The following is a 19128-nucleotide window of genomic DNA, read 5'->3' as shown; positions in this document are numbered from 1 at the left end:
GGTCCGATGACCACGCTGTTGCGCTATCGGCTGCGTCACCTCCGCCGTCATGTGCTCATCGCACTGGCGGTCGTGCTCGTGGCCGTGGCGTTGCTGGTCGGGACGATCAGCCAACTGCTGCCGATGGTGGAGTCGCACCCGGACAAGGTCGCCGCGTGGTTGAGTGAACGCGCCGGCCTGCCGGTGGCGTTCGACCGGCTGGACACGCGCTGGACGCGGCGTGGCCCCCTGCTGCAGCTTGACGGGCTGCGCATCGGCCAGGGCAATGGCGTGCGGGTGGGGCAGGCCGAGGTGCTGGTGGCGATGTACTCGGGCCTGCTGCCGGGCGAGCCGCTGACCGAACTGCGCCTGCGCGGGTTGGCGCTGACCCTGGAGCGCGCCGATGACGGGCGCTGGTCGGTGCGTGGCCTGCCCAGCAGCGAAAGTGGCGGCGACCCGTTGGAGGCCCTGCGCCGCCTGGGCGAGCTGCAGGTCATCGGCGGGCAACTGCAGGTGATGGCACCGTCGATCGGCATCCAGACCCGGATTCCACGCGTGGACGTACGCCTGCGCGTGGATGGCCAGCGCCTGCGCGTCGGCGCGAGGGGCTGGATCAACACCCAGGCGCCGCCACTGACGGCGGTGCTGGATTTCCAGCGCAGGCAAGGCGATGGCCAGGCCTGGTTCGCAGCCGAGCCGGCCGACCTGGCCGCGTGGTCGCCGTTGCTGCAGGTGGCCGGCGTGCAGGTACGCCAGGGTAGCGGCGAGTTGAATGCCTGGGTGCAGTTGCAGGACCACCGCGTGGTCGCGGTGACCGCCGAAGGCGAACTGGAGCAGGTGCAGCTGTCCGGCGCGCCGCTGCAGAGCGCGACCGCGGCGCCGGGCGTGAGCTTCCGCAACCTGCAGCTGCGCGCGCGCTGGACCGCGCTGGATGGCGGCTGGCGGGTGGACGCACCGCGCCTGCGCATCAACGACGGTACCAGCGCGGGGTCGCAGGTGCTCGACGGCCTGTTGCTGGCCGGCGGCAAGCATTTCGCGCTGCGGGGACAACAGTTGGACGTGGCGCCGCTGCTCCAGGTGGCGGCATTGAGCGACCGGGTCGAGCCTGGCCTGCGCCGCTGGCTGTACCAGTCGCGGCCGAGCATGCGTTTCGGTGACGTGCGTATCGCCGGCAGCGCGGATGGCCCGGTGCGTGCCGAGGGTGAACTCCTCGATGCCAGTTTCCGCACCGTCGGCAACAGCCCGGGCGTCAGTGGCCTGCGCGGACATTTCGAAGGCGACGGGCAGGCGGTGTCGCTGGACCTGCGCCCCGACCACGTCGTGCGCTTCGATTGGCCCACCGGTTTCGGCGTGCTGCATGAGCTGCAGTTGTCCGGGCAGGTGATCGGCTGGCGCGAAGGTGCCGGCTGGCAGGTGGGGACGCCGGCCCTGCGCGTGCAGGGCAAGGATTACGCCGCCGACGTGCGCGGCGGCCTGTGGTTCCAGGGCGACGGCACGCGGCCGTGGATCAACCTGGCGGCCAAGATCGACGACGTGCCGCTGACCGCCGCGAAGGGGTTCTGGGTACGTTCGAGCATGAGCAAGGCCGCGGTGGACTGGTTGGACGCGGCGCTGGTCGACGGCACCCTGCGCGGCGCCACCGGCCTGGCGGTGGGCGACCTGGATGATTGGCCGTTCAAGGGCAACAACGGTCGGTTCGAGGCCGGTGGGCACATCGTCGATGGCAGCATCCGTTTCCACCAGGACTGGCCGGTGATGCGCCGGATGGATGCGGACATCACCTTCATCGGCGCTGGCTTCGACGTGCACGGCAAGGGCGAACTGGCCGGCGTGAAGGTCGACCAGATCCAGGCTGGCATCGCCGACTGGGGGCAGTCGCGGTTGCAGGTCAAGGCGACCACCGCCGACGACAGCAACCGCCTGCTGGCGATGCTGCGGCAGAGCCCGCTGCAGGCCAGCTACGGCGACACGCTGGACAACCTGGCCCTGCGCGGCCCGGCGGCGGTCAACTTCGACCTGATGCTGCCGCTGCACCGCGATGAGGGTCCCGGCGTGCTGCAGGGCGACGTGGACCTGCGCGGCGTGCAGATGGCCGACAAGCGCTGGGACCTGCAGTTCGACAATGTGCGCGGCAAGATCAACTACAGCGGCGGCGGCTTCGAGGCACCGGCGCTGCAGGTGCGCCACCAGGAGCGGGATGGCGTGCTGGCCCTGCGCGCCGGCACGCCGGTGAAGGATGCCTCGCATGCCTTCGAGGCCGAGCTGACCGCTGCCCTGGACGCGGGCAAGCTGCTCGATCGCGCGCCGGAACTGGGCTGGTTGAAACCGTACATCCATGGCACCTCGGACTGGACCGTGGGCGTCACCCTGCCGGCGACCGCAGTGGGCGCACGCACCGCGGCACCGACCCTGCTGACCCTGGATTCGAACCTGCAGGGCACCCGCCTGCAGTTGCCGGCGCCGCTCAACAAACCTGCGGCCGACGCACTGCCCACGCACGTGCAGGCGGCGCTGCCGATGGGCGCCGGCCGCATCGACGTCGCCTTCGGCAAGGTGATGGCCTTGGCCGCGCGCAGCCAGAATGGCAAGACCGGCGTGCAGGTGACGATGGGCAGCGACCGGGTCGACCACGAGCCGCCGGCCGATGGCCTGATGGTCAATGGCCGCACACCGTCGCTGGATGCGCTGGAGTGGATCAGCCTGGCCAAGGGCGGCGATTCCAGCGACCCGGGCGGGTTGGCGCTGAAGCAGGTGGACGTGCTGGCCGACCAGTTGTTGCTGATCGGCGGGCGCTTCGAACAGACCCGTCTGCAGCTGCGCCCCGGGGCCGATGCGGTCGCGGTGCAGCTCAATGGCCCGGCGCTGGCCGGCAGCCTGCACATTCCCACCGCCGATGGTGGAACCGTCAGCGGGCAGCTGGACCGGGTGCATTGGCAGGCGGCCCAGGCGGCGACGGTGGAGTCCTCGGACACCCCGCTCGCACCGATGAACCCGGCCAACATCCCGCCGCTGGCACTGGATATCGGCGACCTGGAGTTCGGTGCGCTCAAGCTGGGCCAGACCCGCCTGAGGACCCGGCCCTTGCCCGACGGCCTGCAGGTGCAGGAGCTGCAGGTGCGCGCGCCCAGGCAGGTCATCGACCTGCAGGGCACGTGGCGTGGCGTCGGTGCACGTGCGGCCACGCAGATGAGCGCCAACGTGCAGACCGAAGACCTGGGCGACCTGCTGCAGCGGCTGGGCTACGGCGGCCAGGTGCGCGGCGGCGAGGGACGCGTGCAGCTGCAGGCCGGCTGGAACGGTTCACCGATGGCCTTCAGCGCCGCCAGCCTGGAAGGCGGGTTGGACATGAGCGTGCGCAATGGCCAGCTGCTGGAAGTGGAGCCCGGCGCCGGCCGCGTGCTGGGCCTGCTCAGCGTGGCCCAGCTGCCGCGCCGGCTGCTGTTCGACTTCCGCGACCTGTTTTCCAAGGGCCTGGCCTTCAACCACGTCGAAGGACATGTGCGCTTCGCCGGTGGCCTGGCCAGTACCGACCGGATTGGCATCGAGTCACCGGCCGCCGACATCACCATCCGTGGCCAGGCTGACCTGCGCAGCCAGCAGTTCGACCAGACCATCGACGTCAACCCGCGCTCGGGCAACCTGCTGGCCGTGGTCGGTGCCGTGGCCGGCGGCCCGGTCGGGGCGGCGGTGGGCGCGGCGGCCAACGCCGTGCTCGGCAAGCCGCTGGGTACCATTGGCGCCAAGACCTACAAGGTGACCGGCCCATGGAAGGATCCCAAGGTGGAGGTGATCGACCGCGACGAAACCCGCGCCGCGCCGCCGCCCGCCGCCACTGACGCCGCCCGCACCCCCTGATTCACCGCCGGCTTGCCTCGCGCGGGCCCGCCCCCATCTGGATAGTCATGACCGATAACACCCTCACGCTTGCCGAGACCCGCCTGCTGCTGCCGGCCGGCCTGGACGCCAACCGCCTCGAACGCACCTTCGGCACCCTGCTGGGGCCGGGGGTGGACTTCGGCGACCTGTATTTCCAGCATTCGCGGCGCGAGAGCTGGAGCGTGGAGGACGGCATCGTCAAGGACGGCGCCCATTCCATCGAGCAGGGTGTGGGCGTGCGCGCCATCGCCGGCGAGAAGACCGGCTTCGCCTATTCCGACGACATCCAGCCGGCGGCGTTGCTGGCGGCCGCGCAGTCGGCGCGCGCCATCTCCCGCGAAGGCGGGGCACAGAACGTGCAGTCGCTGGTGCGTGGCAGTGGCCGCGCGCTGTACCCGGCGCTGGACCCGGTGGACAGCCTGGGCAACGAGGCCAAGGTCGAGGTGCTCAAGCGGCTGGACCGTTACCTGCGCGCGGCCGACCCGCGCGTGCAGCAGGTGATGGTGAGCCTGTCCGGTGGCGTGGACACCGTGCTGATCGCGCGCAGCGATGGCGTGCTCGCCGCCGACGTACGCCCGCTGGTGCGGCTGAACGTGCAGGTGATCGTCGAGCAGAACGGGCGCCGCGAGTCCGGCTATGCCGGCGGCGGTGGACGTTACAGCTACGAGGAACTGTTCGCCGCCGACCGCCCGGAAGGTTTCGCCCGCGAGGCCCTGCGCCAGGCGCTGGTGAACCTGGAGGCGATCCCGGCCCCGGCCGGGGTGATGCCGGTGGTGCTTGGCCCGGGCTGGCCGGGCGTGCTGCTGCACGAGGCGGTGGGCCACGGCCTGGAAGGCGACTTCAACCGCAAGGGCACCAGCGTCTACGCCGGCCGCATCGGCGAGCGCGTGGCCTCGCCGGGCGTGACCATCGTCGACGACGGCACGCTCGATGGCCGTCGCGGCTCGCTCAACATCGACGACGAAGGCACCCCGACCCAGTGCACCACGCTGATCGAGGACGGCATCCTGGTCGGCTACATGCAGGACACGCTCAACGCGCGCCTGATGGGCGTGGCACCGACCGGCAACGGCCGTCGTGAATCGTTCGCGCACATGACCATGCCGCGCATGACCAACACTTACATGCGTGCCGGCAACCACGATCCGCAGGAAATGATCCGTTCGGTGAAGAAGGGCCTGTACGCGGTCAACTTCGGCGGCGGCCAGGTCGACATCACCAGCGGCAAGTACGTGTTCTCGGCCACCGAGGCCTACCTGATCGAGGATGGCAAGGTCACCGCGCCGGTGAAGGGCGCGACCCTGATCGGCAACGGCCCGGAGACCATGCAGAAGGTGCGCATGATCGGCAACGACCTGGCGCTGGACGAAGGCGTGGGCATCTGCGGCAAGGATGGCCAGAGCGTGCCGGTCGGCGTGGGCCAGCCGTCGCTGTTGATCGATGGCCTGACGGTGGGCGGTACGCAGGCCTGAGGTTGGCGGCGGACAGCGCCCTCATCGGCCCCTTCGGGGCACCTTCTCCCGCGCACGGGAGAAGGGCGGTCTGCGTGAGGCTTGAGCTGCCACGGTGCGGGAAGTCATAACCCTTCTCCCGCCTGCGGGAGAAGGTGCCCCAATGGGGCGGATGGGGGCAATGCTCCTGCTTTACCGTACGAACCGCCGAGAACACCAATCCACCAAGGAGCCGAAGCCCTTATGCCTGGTCGTCGTCCAGCGCTTCGTCTTCGTCGTCCGCTTCGGCTTCCAGCCCTGCGGTTGCCTGCGGCGTCAACATCAGCCCACGCAGCACCTGGTAGATCTCGCGGTAGGCGCGCGGCGGCTTGTTCCTGGCCTTTTCCGCCAACGCATTGCGTACCAGGGTGCGCAGCTGCTGGCGGTCGGCGTCCGGGTGCTCGTCCAGCAGTTCGGCCAGCGCGGCATCGCCCTCGGCCATCAGGCGCTCACGCCAACGCTCCATGCGGTGCATGATGGCCACTTCGCGACGGGAGGTTTCGCTGTTGGCGTCCATCGCGTCGCGGATCGCTTCCAGGGTTTCATCTTCCTCGCGCCGCATCTGCTTGGCCAGGAAGGCCAGCTGACGCTTGCGCGCGCCGTGCGAGGTGATGCGCTTGGTGTACTCGATGTGCTCCAGCAGGCCTTCGGGGATCGGCAGGCGTGCCAACTGGGCCGGGGTCAGGTCCACCAGCTTTTCACCCAGGGCCAGCACTTCCAGCGCCTCGCGCCGGTTCTGGCTGCGGCTTTCACTGAAAAACTCACCGGTGTCTTCGTCACGTCCACGCATCGCACTGCTACCCACTAAACTTCAAGCATTGAAAGGCCGGCCGATCGAGGCCGGGGTTTGGCGGGCCGTCCGTCGCGGATGAGGTCCGGTCTAGGCCGGACAGCCGCGTCGCGAGGCACCCGCAACCCAGCACCCGGGCAAGGATGGCCGGGCACATGTGAAGGGAATCTCCCTACAAGGATAAAGCATTGAACGTCATCACCACCGATACCCCCACCCACGACGACAGCCTGCAACGCCTGGAAACGCTGGCCGACATCTCCCAGCGGCTGCTGGAAAAAGCACGCGCGATGGGGGCCACCCAGGCCGAGGTCAGCTGCAGCGAAGAGCGCGGGCTGGACGTGAACGTGCGCCTGGGGGAGGTGGAAACGGTGGAGTCCACGCATGACCGTGGCATCGCCGTGACCGTGTATTTCGGCCAGCGCAAGGGCAGTGCCAGCACCGCCGACCTGCAGGAGGGCAGCCTGGAGGCCACCGTCGCCCAGGCCTGCGCCATCGCCCGCCATACCGAGGACGACCCGGCCGCGGGCCTGGCCGATGCCGAACTGATGGCCACCCATTTCCCCGACCTGGATGGCTGGCACCCCTGGGCGCTGGGCGCCGAGCAGGCGGTGGACCTGGCGCTGGCCTGCGAGGCCGCCGGTCGCGGCGCCGATGGCCGGATCAGCAACTCCGACGGGGCCTCGGCGGCCACCGCGCAGAGCCTGTCGGTGTATGCCAACTCGCACGGCTTCATCGGCCGTGAGCGCAGCAGCCACCATTCCATTGGTTGTGCGCTGATCGCCGGCAGCGGCGATGGCATGCAGCGCGATGGCTGGTACACCAGCGCCATCGCCCGCGAAGACCTGGACGACCCAGCGGCGGTGGGCCTGCGCGCGGCCGAACGGACCGTCGCGCGCCTGCAGCCGCGCTCATTGCCGACCGGGCAGGTGCCGGTGCTGTTCGCCGCCGAAACCGCGCGCTCGCTGATCGGCCACCTGCTGGGGGCCGTGTCCGGCGGCGCGCTGTACCGGCGTGCCAGCTTCCTGCTCGACAGTGCCGGGACGCAGCTGTTCCCGGATTGGTTCGGCATCGACGAGCTGCCGTTGCTGCGGCGTGGCCTGCGCTCCAATGCGTTCGACGGCGAGGGCGTGGCCACGCGCGATTCGGCCCTGGTGTCGGCGGGCGTGTTGCAGCGGTACATCCTCGGCAGCTATTCGGCGCGGCGGCTGGGGCTGAAGACCACCGCCAATGCCGGCGGCGTGCACAACCTGCGCGTGGCGGCCAATGCCGGCGACCGTGCGTCCATGCTGTCAGGTATGGGGACCGGCCTGCTGGTTACCGAGCTGATGGGGCAGGGCGTGAACGGCGTGACCGGTGACTATTCGCGCGGTGCGGCAGGCTTCTGGGTGGAAAACGGACAGATCGCCTACCCGGTCGACGGCATCACCATCGCGGGCAATCTCAAACAGATGTTTGCCGGCATTGAAGCGGTCGGTAGCGACGTGGACGTGCGTTCGCACGTGTCGGTGGGGTCAATTTTGGTCGGAAAGATGACAATTGCGGGTAATGATTGACGGATCCTTGTCAAAGGTCGGACTATTCTCATAATGGCCATGGAGCCATCCTTACACCGGCACTGTCGGCGTATCTTTCAACCCATAACAAGGATCTAGGGGAAGCAATGAGCGACTATCAGAACACCACGCCTCCGCCGGCACCGGCAGGAAACTCGAGCTCGGATGACAACACCATCGCCATGCTGGTGCACCTGTCGGGCATCATCCTGAGCTTCATCGTGCCGCTGATCATCTGGCTGGTGAACAAGGACAACCAGGACAAGAAGTTCCTGTCCGACAACGCCAAGGAGGCGCTCAACTTCCAGATCACGTTGATCGGCGTCTACATCATCGGCACGATCCTGACGATCATCCTGATCGGCGCGCTGATCAACTTCGCTGCATGGATTGCCTGCATCGTGTTCAGCATCATCGCTGGCCTGGCTGCCAACAAGGGCCAGACCTACCGCTATCCGATGACCATCCGCCTGATCAAGTAATCAGCGCGCTGGTCGCAGGAAAAAGCCCGGGATTTCCCGGGCTTTTTTGTTCCTGATGCGAAGGGGAGCGGTGGGCGCGGCCTTGGCCGTGGAACGGGGGATGCCTGCCGCCGGCGTTGTAGATGCCGTTGTTCCAGCTGTCCCGGCTTCTTCGCCGCCGAGGCCGCTCGGGCAGCCTCAGTGCTTGCGGCGGACGGTCAGTTCGGCCAGCGCGGCCAGCGCGCCGGCACGTGCGCCGAACGGCGCCAATGCATCCTGCATGGCCTTGGCCAGCTCCTCGAGCGTGGCCTTCGCACCGTCCATGCCCAGCAGCGAGGGGAAGGTGGACTTGTCCTGTGCCTGGTCCTTGCCGGCGGTCTTGCCCAACTGTTCGGAACTGGCTTCGACATCGAGGATGTCATCGCGCACCTGGAACGCCAGCCCCAGTGTGTCGGCGAATGCATCCAGCCGTGCCAGGTCGTCACTGCCGGCATTGCCGCACAGTGCCCCCATGCGTACCGCCGCGCGGATCAGCGCGCCGGTCTTGAGCGCATGCATGCGCTTGAGGTCGGCCAGCGACTGCTGCTTGCCGGTGGCATCGATGTCCAGCGCCTGGCCGCCGCACATGCCGGCGGCACCGGAGGCCGTGGCAAGGGTCCGCAGGCAGGCCAATGCCAGCTCGGCGGGCATCTCGGCCTCGGCCAGCACTTCGAAGGCACGGGTCTGCAGGGCGTCACCGGCCAGGATGGCAGTGGCTTCGTCGAAGGCGATGTGGGTGGTCGGGCGACCACGACGCAGGTCGTCGTCATCCATCGCCGGCAGGTCGTCATGCACCAGCGAATAGGCGTGGATCAGCTCGACCGCGACGGCGGCGGCATCCAGCCGCGCCGGTGCGGCATCGAACAGGTGGCCGGCGGCATGCACCAGCAGCGGACGCATGCGCTTGCCGCCGCCCAGCGCGGCGTAGCGCATGGCCTGGTGCAAGCCCTGCGGGGGGCGTTCGGGATCGGGAAGGACGTGCTGCAGGTGCTGTTCGGTGCGTTGCAGCCAAGCGGCGAACAGGGCGTCAGTCGTCATTGCCGGTGCTGCTGAAAGGCTCGGATTTCTCGGGCTGGGCCGGATCGGTGAGCAGGCGCACGCGCAGTTCGGCCTGTTCCAGCGCCTGCTGGCACTGGCGATACAGGCCCACGCCGCGCTCATAGGCGGTCAGTGACTGCTCCAGGCTCAGGTCGCCGGCTTCCATCTTCTCGACCAGTTGCTCCAGCTCCTCGAGCGACTGCTCGAAGTGGGCGACCGGGGAGGCTTCATTGGGGGACTTCTTGGGCATGGCGCCAGTGTAGCGGCCAGCGGGAAAGGGTCAATTCGACGGGTGCGGCGGCTGCCAGTGCAGGCGCGCGCCATGTGCCTGCAGCCAGTGCTGCAGCGTGCCGGAAACAATCCGGTCGCCGGCGGCCAGGACATCGTCCCCGTCGCAGAGCAGGGGCAGGTGCGGTCGCAGCCAGGGGGGAACCTCGGATTGCTGCAGGCACTGCTTGAGCGCGTGGCGGTGCGTGCGCTGCGGCAGGTGGATGCGTTCCCCGCCCCTTCGCTGGCGCAGCAACAGTGGACGGTCCAGCCGGTCCGCGCCCTGCAGCGTCAACACACCGCCGTCCGGCAGCAGGGCAGGGACATCGCCCTGCCAGGACTGCTGCCAACCCACGGGCCAGGGCGACAGCACGGGCACGACATGCAACTGCCCGCGCCAGCGCCGGATGCGGGCGTGCTGCCAGCGGAACTCCGCGGGCTGGTCATGCCCGGCGGACAGCAGCTGCTGCTGGATGACGCGCACGCCGTTGCCGGGCAATGGCGGCAACCCCTGCTGCTGTACCCAGCGGCGCAGCACGCGTGCCTGCGCGGTGTCGGGCAGGGCGCCGAGGGCGTCGATCCGCAGCGCGCCGGAGGCGTCCGTGCAGGACTGCAGCGCGGCGTCGTCCTGCGAGGCCAGCAGGTCGCTGGCCTGCGCGGCAAGGCCGGCGCTGCGTGCGAGTGCGGTGGCGGCGTGCGGCCAGCGTTGGCGCAGCAGGGGCATCAGCTGCAGGCGCAGGAAATTGCGGTCGACCTCATCGTGCTGGTTGCTGGGGTCTTCGATCCAGTGCAGCCGATGGTGCCGCGCATGGGCTTCCAGTGCCGCACGCGGCACCTCCAGCAGTGGTCGCCACAGCTGGCCATGGCCGAAGGCGCGCAATGGCCGCATCGCGGCCAGTCCGTCCACGCCGGAACCGCGCAGGGCGCGCAGCAGGAAGGTTTCGGCCTGGTCGTCCTGGTGGTGGGCCAGCGCCAGCCATTCGCCTGCCTGCAGGCAGGTCTGGAAGGCGGCATGGCGCGCGGTGCGCGCCGCCGCTTCCAGTCCGTCGCCGTCATCGCGGCGCACGTCCACGTGGATGACCTGCAGGGCGATGCCCCAGCCCGCGCATACCTGGTGGCAGTGTTCGGCCCAGGCGTCGGCCTGCGCCTGCAGGCCGTGGTGCACATGCACGGCGCGCACGCTGCCGGCGGCGCGGCCCGACGCCTGCGCAAGCAGGTGCAGCAGCACGGTCGAATCCAGCCCGCCGCTGAAGCCGACCATCACCGGATGGACGGACGCCGCGTCGAGCAGGGCAGGGGAAAGCAGGTTCATGGCGGTGCCGAGTATCGGCGCCGGTTGCGGCGGCCGCAATGCGGGGCAGGGCGCCGATGGTTCAACGCGCGGTGGACAGATGCGCGCCCTGCCGGTCGATGCGGAAATGCGTGCCACCGACGATGCCGGTATGGCCGCCGGCGTCCGGCGGGCCTTCGTGGCAGCCATTGCAGACCTCGGCGCTGCCGTTCTCGAACGGGAAGCCCCAGTCGAAACGTTCGGCGAAGGCCGGCTGCAGTTGGGTGTCGTAGTAGCCGATGCGGCCGTCCACGCGGGCGCGGGTCAGGCCTTCCTGGAAATAGTCCGGGCCATTGTCGTAGGTGATGACCGGCAGGTGCCGGCCATCGCGGCGCACGTAGTAGTACTGGTGGCCGGCCTGCAGGGCGGCCAGCCCGTTCTCGTCGAACTGCAGCGCGGCCAGTGCGGCCTTGCTGATGACGAGCGTGCCCGGTGCGGTCTGTTTGCAGCCGGGCAGCACGTCGGGACGTCCGGTGTCGCGGCGGTAACAGGCCTCCCCGGCATGCGCCAGACAGGACAGCGCGAGCAGTGGCAGCAGGGCTGCCACCGCGCCGAACCGATACCGTCGCGCGCGGCTCACGGCGCCTTGCGTTCGAACTGCCTGGGCTGCGGCAGTTCCACCGGCACGCCCTGCGCATCGCAGGTGCCCAGCTCGCACAGGCGCGCACGCAGGCGCGGGGTGGCCTGCACGATCAGGTGGTAGATGGTGTTCTGTTCCATCGTGCCGCGCACCGCCTTGCTGCCCGGGCCACGTGCCCAGATGCCCACGTCCTCGCCACCGTGCGATTCGGCCTTGGCCGGGACCAGGGCTTCCTGCATGTAGTCCGGGTGCTCGGTGTCGACATGGGTCAGGTCCGGGCGGCCCACGGCGGGCTCGAAGCTGCTCGGGCCGTGCGGGAACTTCTTCGGGCCGGCCGGCTGCTGGTTGCTGGCGCCGGTGTAGCCCGGTCCATTGGCGTAGCTGAGCGTGGTGTAGGGCAGGCCCAGGCCGTCGCGGGCCAGGTCCAGCTTGCCGGCGCCGTCTTCGCCGCCCTTGTCCTTGACCTTGCCCAGGATCGGGTTGCCGCGTGCCGGGTAGCCGACGAAGTTCAGCGTGTGCGAGTGGTCGGCGGTGACGATGATGAGCGTGTCGTCGGCCGAGGTGGCTTCCACGGCGGCCTTGACCGCGTCGGACATGGCGATGGTGTCGCCCAGTGCACGGGCGGCATTGCCACTGTGGTTGGCGTGGTCGATGCGGGCGCCCTCGACCATCAGCACATAACCGTCCTGGTGCTTGGACAGGTTGGCGATGGCGGCGCGGGTCAGCTCGGCCAGCGAGGGCTCACCGCCGCGGTCCTTCGGGCGGTCCTGCTCGTACTGCATGTGGTCTGGCTCGAACAGGCCCAGCAGTGCCGGGGCGTTGGCCGCGGCCTTGAGCTGGTCGGCATTCCAGACGTAGGCGCCCTGCGGGTGGGCGGCCTGCCATTCGGCGACCAGGTTGCGGCCGTCCAGGCGCAGGCCGACCTTGTCCGCGTACTCCGGGTCTTCCTCGTTGACGGTGGTGAACTGGCCGCGGCCGCCGCCCAGCGCGACCAGCGGGCCCTTGCCGTAGCGCGAGGTCGACAGCAACTGCTGGGCGATGTCCACGCAGCCGGCGGCCTTGGCCGCTTCCGGCAGGTCGGTGTCGTTCTCCCAGTTGCGTTCCGGCGAATGCGCGTAGGTGGCGGCCGGGGTGGCATGGGTGAGGCGGGCGGTGGAGACGATGCCGGTGGCCAGGCCGGCGCTGTCGGCCAGCTGCAGCCAGGTCAACAGGCCCTTGGACAGGCTGTCGCTGCAATCGCTGCGGGTGCCGGCGCTGACGCCGATGGCGCCCATGTGGGTCTTCACGCCGGTGGTGATGGCGGTCATGGTGCCGGCCGAGTCGGGCGTCTGCGAGTCGGTGTTGTAGGTCTTGCTGAACGCCGTGGCCGGGAAGCGCTCCCAGGACAGCAGGTTCTCCTCGCCCGAGCTGCCGTGGCGCTGGCCTTCCAGGATGCGCGCGGCGGCCACGGTGGTCAGGCTCATGCCGTCGCCCAGGAACAGGATCACATTCTTGGCCTTGCCCGCCATGGCGCCATTGCCGGCGGCGCGGGCGGCGCCGTCGCGGTACCACCATTGCGGGGTTTCACCGGCCGGATGGGCCACCGTCGGCACGTCCACGCTGACCGCGGCGGCGGTGCTGGATTGCGGGGCGGTGCTGGCGCAGGCGCCCAGCAGCAGGGAGGTCAGGGCGGCGGAAAGGAATGTGGCTTTGTGCATCGGGAAAGGTGTCGCTGGCATGTTGTCAGGCGTTCATTATGGTCAAGCACGGAAGGCATGCATATGACACGCAGCTTTTCCCTGCCGGGATCGTGCTGTGGCAAGGCTTGCGCTATCGTGCCCAGCTTGGATTTTCTGATGGATTCCTTCTATGAACGTGGTGTCTGCCTGGCTGCGGATCCCCTTCTGGCTACGCGTGGTCGGCGGCTTCGTGCTCGGCGCGCTGGCGGGGTGGGCGATGGGGCCGGCGGCCGAGACCTTCTTCGGTCCGCTGGGCGAGCTGTACGTCACCCTGATCAAGATGATCGCGGTGCCGCTGGTGTTCTTCGCGGTGGTCAATGCGATCGGCTCGCTGCACGGGCAGAAATCGCTGGCCGCGCTCAGCGGGCGGACCTTCCTGTGGTTCGTGATCACCGCCGCGCTGGCGGTGGGCATCGGCTTGCTGGTGGGTACGGTGATGCAACCGGGCATCGGCGGCCTGAAGCTGGCCATGGACGGCACCTACACGCCGCGCGACGTGCCGTCGGTGACCAAGGTGCTGATGGACGTGGTGCCGTCCAACGTGTTCTACGCACTGGCCGGCATCGGCACCAAGGTCAATGCCGCCGGTGAGACCGTGCTGGCGGCCGGGCGCGGCTCGATCCTGCCGGTGATCTTCTTCGCCGGGCTGCTCGGCTTTGCGATGGTCAAGCTGGGCGAGAAGGTCAGCGAGGCGCGCAAGCTGGTCGGCCAGATGAGCGAGATCATGATCCAGGTCACCCGCTTCGTGCTGGAGATGACCCCGCTGGGTACCTTCGGCCTGATCGCCGGCCTGGTCGGCAGCTACGGGTTCGACAAGTTGCTGCCGCTGGGCAACTTCGTGCTGGCGCTGTACGTGGCCTGCGCGCTGCAGATCGTGGTGGTGTACAGCAGCCTGCTGCTGGTCCATGGCCTGAACCCGTGGAAGTTCTTCCGTGGCGCCGCGCCGGGCATGCAGGTGGCGTTCGTGGCCTCCTCGAGCTTCGCGGCGATGCCGGTGGCGATGCGTTCGATCACCGACAACCTGGGCGTCAACAAGGACTACGCCTCGTTCGCGGTGCCGCTGGGCGCCAGCATCAAGATGGACGGCTGCGGCGCGATCTATCCGGCGCTGTGCGCGGTGTTCATCACCCAGTACACCGGCGTGCCGATGACCCCGGAGCAGTACCTGATCGTGCTGATCGCCTCGGTGCTGGGCAGCTTCGGCACCGCCGGCGTGCCGGGCACGGCGGTGATCATGGCCACGGTGGTGCTGAGCGCGGCCAACCTGCCGCTGGAGGCCATCGGTTACCTGTATGCCATCGACCGCATCCTGGACATGATGCGCACGATGACCAACGTCACCGGGCAGATGGTGGTGCCGGTGATCGTGGCCAAGGAAACCGGGCTGCTCGACCAGCAGGTCTACGACGGGTCGAGGACCGCCATCACGGCGGGGGGCGACCCCCGCAGCTGAGGGCGCGACATCGCTTTCGTCCGCATCCAAGGCCGGGGCAACCCGGCCTTGCGCGTCCGGGGTGTAGCAGGCTGTAACAGCGGGCTGTAACACCGCCGATACACCCCTCGGAAGGCACGTATTGGCTGGCCCGAGCCCCACTGAATGGAGGGCTCTTACGGCCGGGCTCCCGGCCTGCCGGTGTGACAGCGATACAGCAGGCGTTGTTACGCTTTCATCGTAACTGCATGTATTTGAAGTAAAAATCCTGTTGGCATGGTTGCTGCTCACTCCTCCCGTGAAACCCGGCAGGGAGGAAGCAATGGACAGCACGACCACCAATCGACGTATCGCCCTGATGGGCGCGATGGCCTTGCTGCTGGCGGCCAGTGGTGTCGCACAGGCATCGGGCGCACGCCAGGGCGTGAAGGCACAACCCGGCGAGATGGTGTTGCTGCGCGATGTCTCGGCGCGGCCGGCGTATCGCATGCAGCCGCCGGGCATGGCGTTGATCGCCGACCCGTCACCGCGCAAGGAGCTTGGCTCGGCGCTGGGCGCCGGGGGCATGGACGAACTCAGCGATGCCGACTACGCGGACATGCAGTCCGGCCTGGCCGATGCCGGGATGGCGGGCCATGGCCACACCACGGTGGAGCGCGTGACCGGCGGCGTGGTCGGCGGCACGTTGGGCCGCGTGACCGGTGACGGTGGCCCGCTCTCCGGTGGCCAGTTGTCCCGTGCGATCGGCGGCCCGATGGGCGCGGTGGGCGGTGCAACCCGTGGCATCGGCGACCAGGTGCGCGGCGCGTTGGCACAGTTCCCGCTCGGCCAGCCGGCAGGTGGCAAATGAAGCGCCTGCACCCGACCGTCGTGGCATTGCTTGGCCTGGCCTGCGTGGCAGCGCCAGCGCTGGCCGGTGCGCAATCGCAGGCGGACAGCTACAACGGCATGTTGTCGTACCTGTCGGCCGACAGCCGCATCGACGGCAACGCGCTGGCCGGCAGCAACGGCTCGATCAAGGTGAACCAGGCCGCCGGCGACCTCAACCTGCAGGCCAACCTGCACAGCATGGCCAGTGGCCGCCACGCCGATGCCGGCGTGCGCGTCGGCCAGCAACAGCACGGCAACGTCTTCAATACACCGCTGCAGGCCTCGGCCTCCATCGGTGGCAATGCGCTGGCCGGGGCCAGCGGCATCGCATCGATCAACCAGGCCAGCGGTGGTGGCAACACGGCGTTGAACGCCGTGAGCGCGACGCTGGCCGCACAGGGCATACGCGAGGCAAGCGATGACGCGATGGCGTCCTCGGCAGCGCTCGCGTCGGCGGGGGAGCAGCCTGTCGCCAGCGATCCACGTGCCACCCGCAGGGTGGGCGTGGAGGCATCCGCCATGCGCGGATTCGACGGCGTGCTGCAACTCAATCAGATCGCGGGATCCGGCAATGCAACGGCGAACAGCCTGAGCATCTCCGTGCAGGCCATCCCGTGAGCAATCGTTCCATCCACCCGATGCATCAGAGAACCTGAAGAGGGGCACCATGAAAGCGAATAAATGGACCGTACTCGCCATGGCGGTAACCGCATTCACGATGAGTGCGGCTGCCAATGCGGCGGATAACCAGAACAAGAGCGCCAACATCGATCACCAGCACAACGTGAACGAGACGCGCACCAATACCAACACCAACATCAATACCAACGTCGACACCGACGTGGACCTGAAGCTCGACGCCGCCGCCGTGCTGCGTTACCGCGACTCCCGCAGCAACTCGGTGAGCAACAAAGAAGTCACCGAGACGGTGCAGAAGACCTCGAACATCACCGCCGACGAGCGCAAGGAAAAGAACAACCACGGCGTCGACGTGAACCTCGAGAAGGACATGCGCCTGAGTTCGGACGTGAACTTCTCCGGCGACCCGACCATCACCGGCAACATCGACCTGGACTCGGCGGCGATCGCGATCATCGACAACCGCCAGTCGATCTCGGGCAACACCGCCGAGAACGGGCTGTTGACCAACGATGCCGCCATTGGCGATGACGTCGGTTCCAACGCCTCGGGCAACCTGGGCTTCAACGTCGCCGCCGGCGACAACAACGCCCAGGACAACGCCGCAGCGCTGTCCGCGGCCGACGCGTCCTTCAGCTTCGGCATGGCCGACGCCGAAGTCTTCGTCAACCAGAGCGGCATGAACAACTCCACGATGAACTACGGCGTGACCAACAACGCCGGCATCGGTGGCAATGCCTTCTCCGGTGCGGCCGGCAACATCGGCGTGAACGTCACCTCGGGCAACAACAACGAGCAGAAGAACGCGTTGGCCGCCTCGGTCGCCACCAGTGCCTATGCCACCTCGAGCATCAGCTCCAACCAGGTGTCCTCGGGCAACGACGTGACCAACGATGGCTACTACGACTACGTCGTGAACAGCTACGCCATCAACATGTCCGGCAAGGTCACCGGCACCACCAAGGGCACCGGATCGGGTACCTACAGTGGCACCGGCAACTCCTACCAGAAGACCAACTTCTACCCGGACAACTGGAGTGGCAACACGCACACCGGTGGCAACCAGACCGGCCACACCGACTGGGACAACCAGACCCAGGGTGCCGTCGCCAATCCGAACCGCCCGGGCGTGGGGGGCATGGCGTGGGATACCGACGAGAAGGGCAACCTGTCGTTCTCCGAGATGGGCACGGCTGACCTGACCGCCAGCCTCAGTGGCCACGTGATCGACATCGACTGGATCGCGGTGGATGCAACCAACACCGCCTCGCTGTCCGGCGGCGCGTTCTCCAATGCCTCCGGCAACATCGGCGTGAACGTGTCTTCCGGCACCGGCAACCTGCAGGCCAACAGCCTGGCACTGGCCGTTGCCCAGCCCTCCACCGGCGGCGGTGGCGGTGGTGGCGAAGGCCCGTAATCGAACAGGTCACCTGCAAAGGTGATTGCCCTGTCCTGAGCAACAAGCCCGGCCATCCGCCAATGGCCGGGTGTTCCAGGGAGCCCCTGTTTCTCTCCCCCGGGGAACCGGGGCTCCCACCTGGCGGACGTGCAAGGAGATCACGCACCCATGTTCGGCAAGATGCTCGTGTTGCTGTGTGTGCTGCTGACCGTGCCGGGAGTGGCGCGGGCAGGCGATGTCGCCTTCAGCAGCGTGTTGCCCAACGGTGCGATGTACACCGGGCAGGTCGAGAGCATGCGCGAACGGCGCTTCCGCAACCTGGTGCGCCAGCACACCGACTACAGCTGCGGCGCGGCCGCGCTGGCCACGATCCTCAAGCATGCCTACCACCTCAACACGGACGAGGCGACGGTGATCGAAGGGATGATGGGCGTGGCTGATCCTGAACTTGTCCGTCAGCGTGGGTTTTCGCTGCTGGACATCAAGCGTTACGTCGAGTCGCTTGGCATGCGTGGACGTGGCTATCGCGTCGACGAGGAGCGGCTCAAGAGCCTGCGGGTTCCTGGCCTGGTACTGATGGACGTGCGCGGCTTCCGCCACTTCGTCGTGCTCAAGCAGGTCCGCGATGACGTGGCCGAGATCGGCGACCCGATCCTCGGCAACCGGGCCATTCCGCTGGACGAGTTCGTCCGTGCCTGGCCCTCCCGTGCCGTATTCGTGGTGATCGGGAGTGACTTCGATCGCAACACGGTGCTGCTGCAACCCAGTGAACGGCCCAGTGCCCGCGCGCTTGCCGCGCGACAGGGACGGGGCCCCATTACCGATGCGGAGCTGGTCGACTTCGGCTTCACCCATGCCGACCTGTTCTGAAGGAGTATCCAGATGAAGATGCATGCATGCGGTCTGCTGGCACTGGCGCTGGGTTTCGCGCTGCCGGCGCTGGCCGAAGAGGGCAGGGGCACCACCGGCAAGGGATTGCACGAGATCCCCGATCCGGAGCTGAACCTGATGCGCGGCCGGTACACCGTCGGCGGCAACGAGGTGGCCTGGTTCGGCGTGACCATGATCTCCACCTGGCAGACGGCCGGGGGACAGTCGCTGCAGGGCGCGCTGACGCTGGGCATGGATTTCAGCAAGGGCCGCACGCCGAAGGTCAGCTTCACGCCCAGCGTGAACATCACCGCGGCCAATGCGCCGCTGCCAGCCTCGGCCGGTCGCAGCATCGACGGCAGCGGCCTGGCCAATGTCGGCGGGCTGGTGCAGAGCGTGCAGGTGGCCGGCGACGGCAACCGTGCCAGCAACGCGATCCACCTGAACGTACGCAACGACGGCGTGGTGCCGGGCGGCGATGGTGGCGCAGCGAGCGGGGCGTCGACCGTGCGCTCGGGCGATGCCAGCGCCGTGGCCAGCTTCGACGGCAATGCGGCCACGTTGCGGTTGAGCATCGACGGGCAGGGGGCAGTGCAGCAGTGGCTGCGCAATGGAGGTGTCGGGCAGAGCATCCAGCTGATGGCCGACGGGCAGCAGGCGGCCAATCGCCTGCAGATCGATCTGGTCCGGCAATCGGTGGCAGGCAACCTGCCGCTGGCCCAGAACGTGGCACAGGCCATCACGCTCAACCGGGGAGTGGGCGGGATCGGTGGCCAATAGGTCCGTGCATGGCA

16 protein-coding genes are annotated in these 19128 nt (G+C 68.4%); 10 read left to right on the top strand and 6 right to left on the bottom strand.

From position 1 onward, the window contains the following. Positions 1 to 6: 6 nt before the first annotated feature. Positions 7 to 3834 (top strand): YhdP family protein, encoded by a 3828-nt coding sequence (locus IB227_RS02915; protein ID WP_192286244.1) that lies wholly within the window; start codon positions 7 to 9, stop codon positions 3832 to 3834. Between the two features lie 47 nt (positions 3835 to 3881). Next, the gene (tldD, locus tag IB227_RS02910; RefSeq protein WP_192286243.1) at positions 3882 to 5327 is read left to right on the top strand and encodes a metalloprotease TldD; all 1446 of its coding nucleotides are present in this window, start codon (positions 3882 to 3884) and stop codon (positions 5325 to 5327) included. Between the two features lie 220 nt (positions 5328 to 5547). On the opposite strand, the gene yjgA is transcribed toward tldD, so the two are convergent. Continuing rightward, positions 5548 to 6135, bottom strand: a complete 588-nt coding sequence (gene yjgA / locus IB227_RS02905) for a ribosome biogenesis factor YjgA (RefSeq protein WP_192286242.1) — start codon at positions 6133 to 6135, stop codon at positions 5548 to 5550. A 188-nt stretch (positions 6136 to 6323) separates the two neighbouring features. Here yjgA and pmbA point away from each other — a divergent pair, with 188 nt between their 5' ends. Both pmbA and IB227_RS02895 read left to right on the top strand, forming a co-directional pair. Further along, positions 6324 to 7691 (top strand): metalloprotease PmbA, encoded by a 1368-nt coding sequence (gene pmbA, locus IB227_RS02900; protein WP_192286241.1) that lies wholly within the window; start codon positions 6324 to 6326, stop codon positions 7689 to 7691. A 107-nt stretch (positions 7692 to 7798) separates the two neighbouring features. After that, positions 7799 to 8173, top strand: coding sequence for a DUF4870 domain-containing protein (locus IB227_RS02895; protein ID WP_132864410.1), 375 nt, complete (start codon positions 7799 to 7801; stop codon positions 8171 to 8173). A 177-nt stretch (positions 8174 to 8350) separates the two neighbouring features. Here IB227_RS02895 and IB227_RS02890 read toward each other — a convergent pair whose 3' ends face one another. The 5 genes from IB227_RS02890 to IB227_RS02870 all read right to left on the bottom strand — a co-directional run bounded on the left by IB227_RS02890 (position 8351) and on the right by IB227_RS02870 (position 13103). Beyond that, positions 8351 to 9229: a farnesyl diphosphate synthase gene (locus IB227_RS02890; protein ID WP_192286240.1), complete on the bottom strand. Its 879-nt coding sequence runs from the start codon at positions 9227 to 9229 to the stop codon at positions 8351 to 8353. Continuing rightward, positions 9219 to 9479 (bottom strand): exodeoxyribonuclease VII small subunit, encoded by a 261-nt coding sequence (locus IB227_RS02885; RefSeq protein ID WP_132864408.1) that lies wholly within the window; start codon positions 9477 to 9479, stop codon positions 9219 to 9221. Before IB227_RS02885 ends, IB227_RS02890 begins: the two co-directional genes overlap by 11 nt. Before the next feature lie 30 nt (positions 9480 to 9509). After that, complete coding sequence (tilS, locus tag IB227_RS02880; RefSeq protein ID WP_192286239.1) at positions 9510 to 10808, bottom strand: tRNA lysidine(34) synthetase TilS; 1299 nt, start codon at positions 10806 to 10808, stop codon at positions 9510 to 9512. A gap of 61 nt (positions 10809 to 10869) precedes the next feature. Then, positions 10870 to 11406 carry a WG repeat-containing protein gene (locus IB227_RS02875; RefSeq protein WP_318639520.1) on the bottom strand — a complete coding sequence of 179 codons (537 nt, stop codon included), beginning with the start codon at positions 11404 to 11406 and terminating at the stop codon, positions 10870 to 10872. Next, positions 11403 to 13103, bottom strand: coding sequence for an alkaline phosphatase (locus tag IB227_RS02870; protein WP_192286238.1), 1701 nt, complete (start codon positions 13101 to 13103; stop codon positions 11403 to 11405). The genes IB227_RS02875 and IB227_RS02870 overlap by 4 nt, the downstream gene beginning before the upstream one ends. A gap of 151 nt (positions 13104 to 13254) precedes the next feature. On the opposite strand from IB227_RS02870, the gene IB227_RS02865 reads away from it, so the two are divergent. The 6 genes from IB227_RS02865 (at position 13255) to IB227_RS02840 (ending at position 19114) form a co-directional block, all read left to right on the top strand. Continuing rightward, on the top strand, positions 13255 to 14577 hold the full coding sequence (locus tag IB227_RS02865) for a dicarboxylate/amino acid:cation symporter (RefSeq protein ID WP_192286237.1): 1323 nt from the start codon (positions 13255 to 13257) through the stop codon (positions 14575 to 14577). 301 nt (positions 14578 to 14878) lie between these two features. Beyond that, on the top strand, positions 14879 to 15406 hold the full coding sequence (locus IB227_RS02860) for a hypothetical protein (RefSeq protein WP_132864404.1): 528 nt from the start codon (positions 14879 to 14881) through the stop codon (positions 15404 to 15406). After that, positions 15403 to 16044 (top strand): hypothetical protein, encoded by a 642-nt coding sequence (locus tag IB227_RS02855; protein WP_192286236.1) that lies wholly within the window; start codon positions 15403 to 15405, stop codon positions 16042 to 16044. Before IB227_RS02860 ends, IB227_RS02855 begins: the two co-directional genes overlap by 4 nt. A 49-nt stretch (positions 16045 to 16093) precedes the next feature. Next, complete coding sequence (locus tag IB227_RS02850) at positions 16094 to 17482, top strand: adhesin (protein WP_192286235.1); 1389 nt, start codon at positions 16094 to 16096, stop codon at positions 17480 to 17482. Positions 17483 to 17632: 150 nt separating this feature from the next. After that, entirely contained in the window at positions 17633 to 18334 is a 702-nt protein-coding gene (locus IB227_RS02845) for a C39 family peptidase (RefSeq protein WP_192286234.1), read from the top strand. Between the two features lie 12 nt (positions 18335 to 18346). Further along, positions 18347 to 19114, top strand: a complete 768-nt coding sequence (locus IB227_RS02840) for a hypothetical protein (RefSeq protein ID WP_192286233.1) — start codon at positions 18347 to 18349, stop codon at positions 19112 to 19114. Positions 19115 to 19128: the final 14 nt, after the last annotated feature.

The organism is Stenotrophomonas sp. STM01 (genome assembly GCF_014852135.1).
Taxonomy (GTDB): domain Bacteria; phylum Pseudomonadota; class Gammaproteobacteria; order Xanthomonadales; family Xanthomonadaceae; genus Stenotrophomonas; species Stenotrophomonas capsici.
This window is presented reverse-complemented; position numbering and strand designations above follow the sequence as displayed.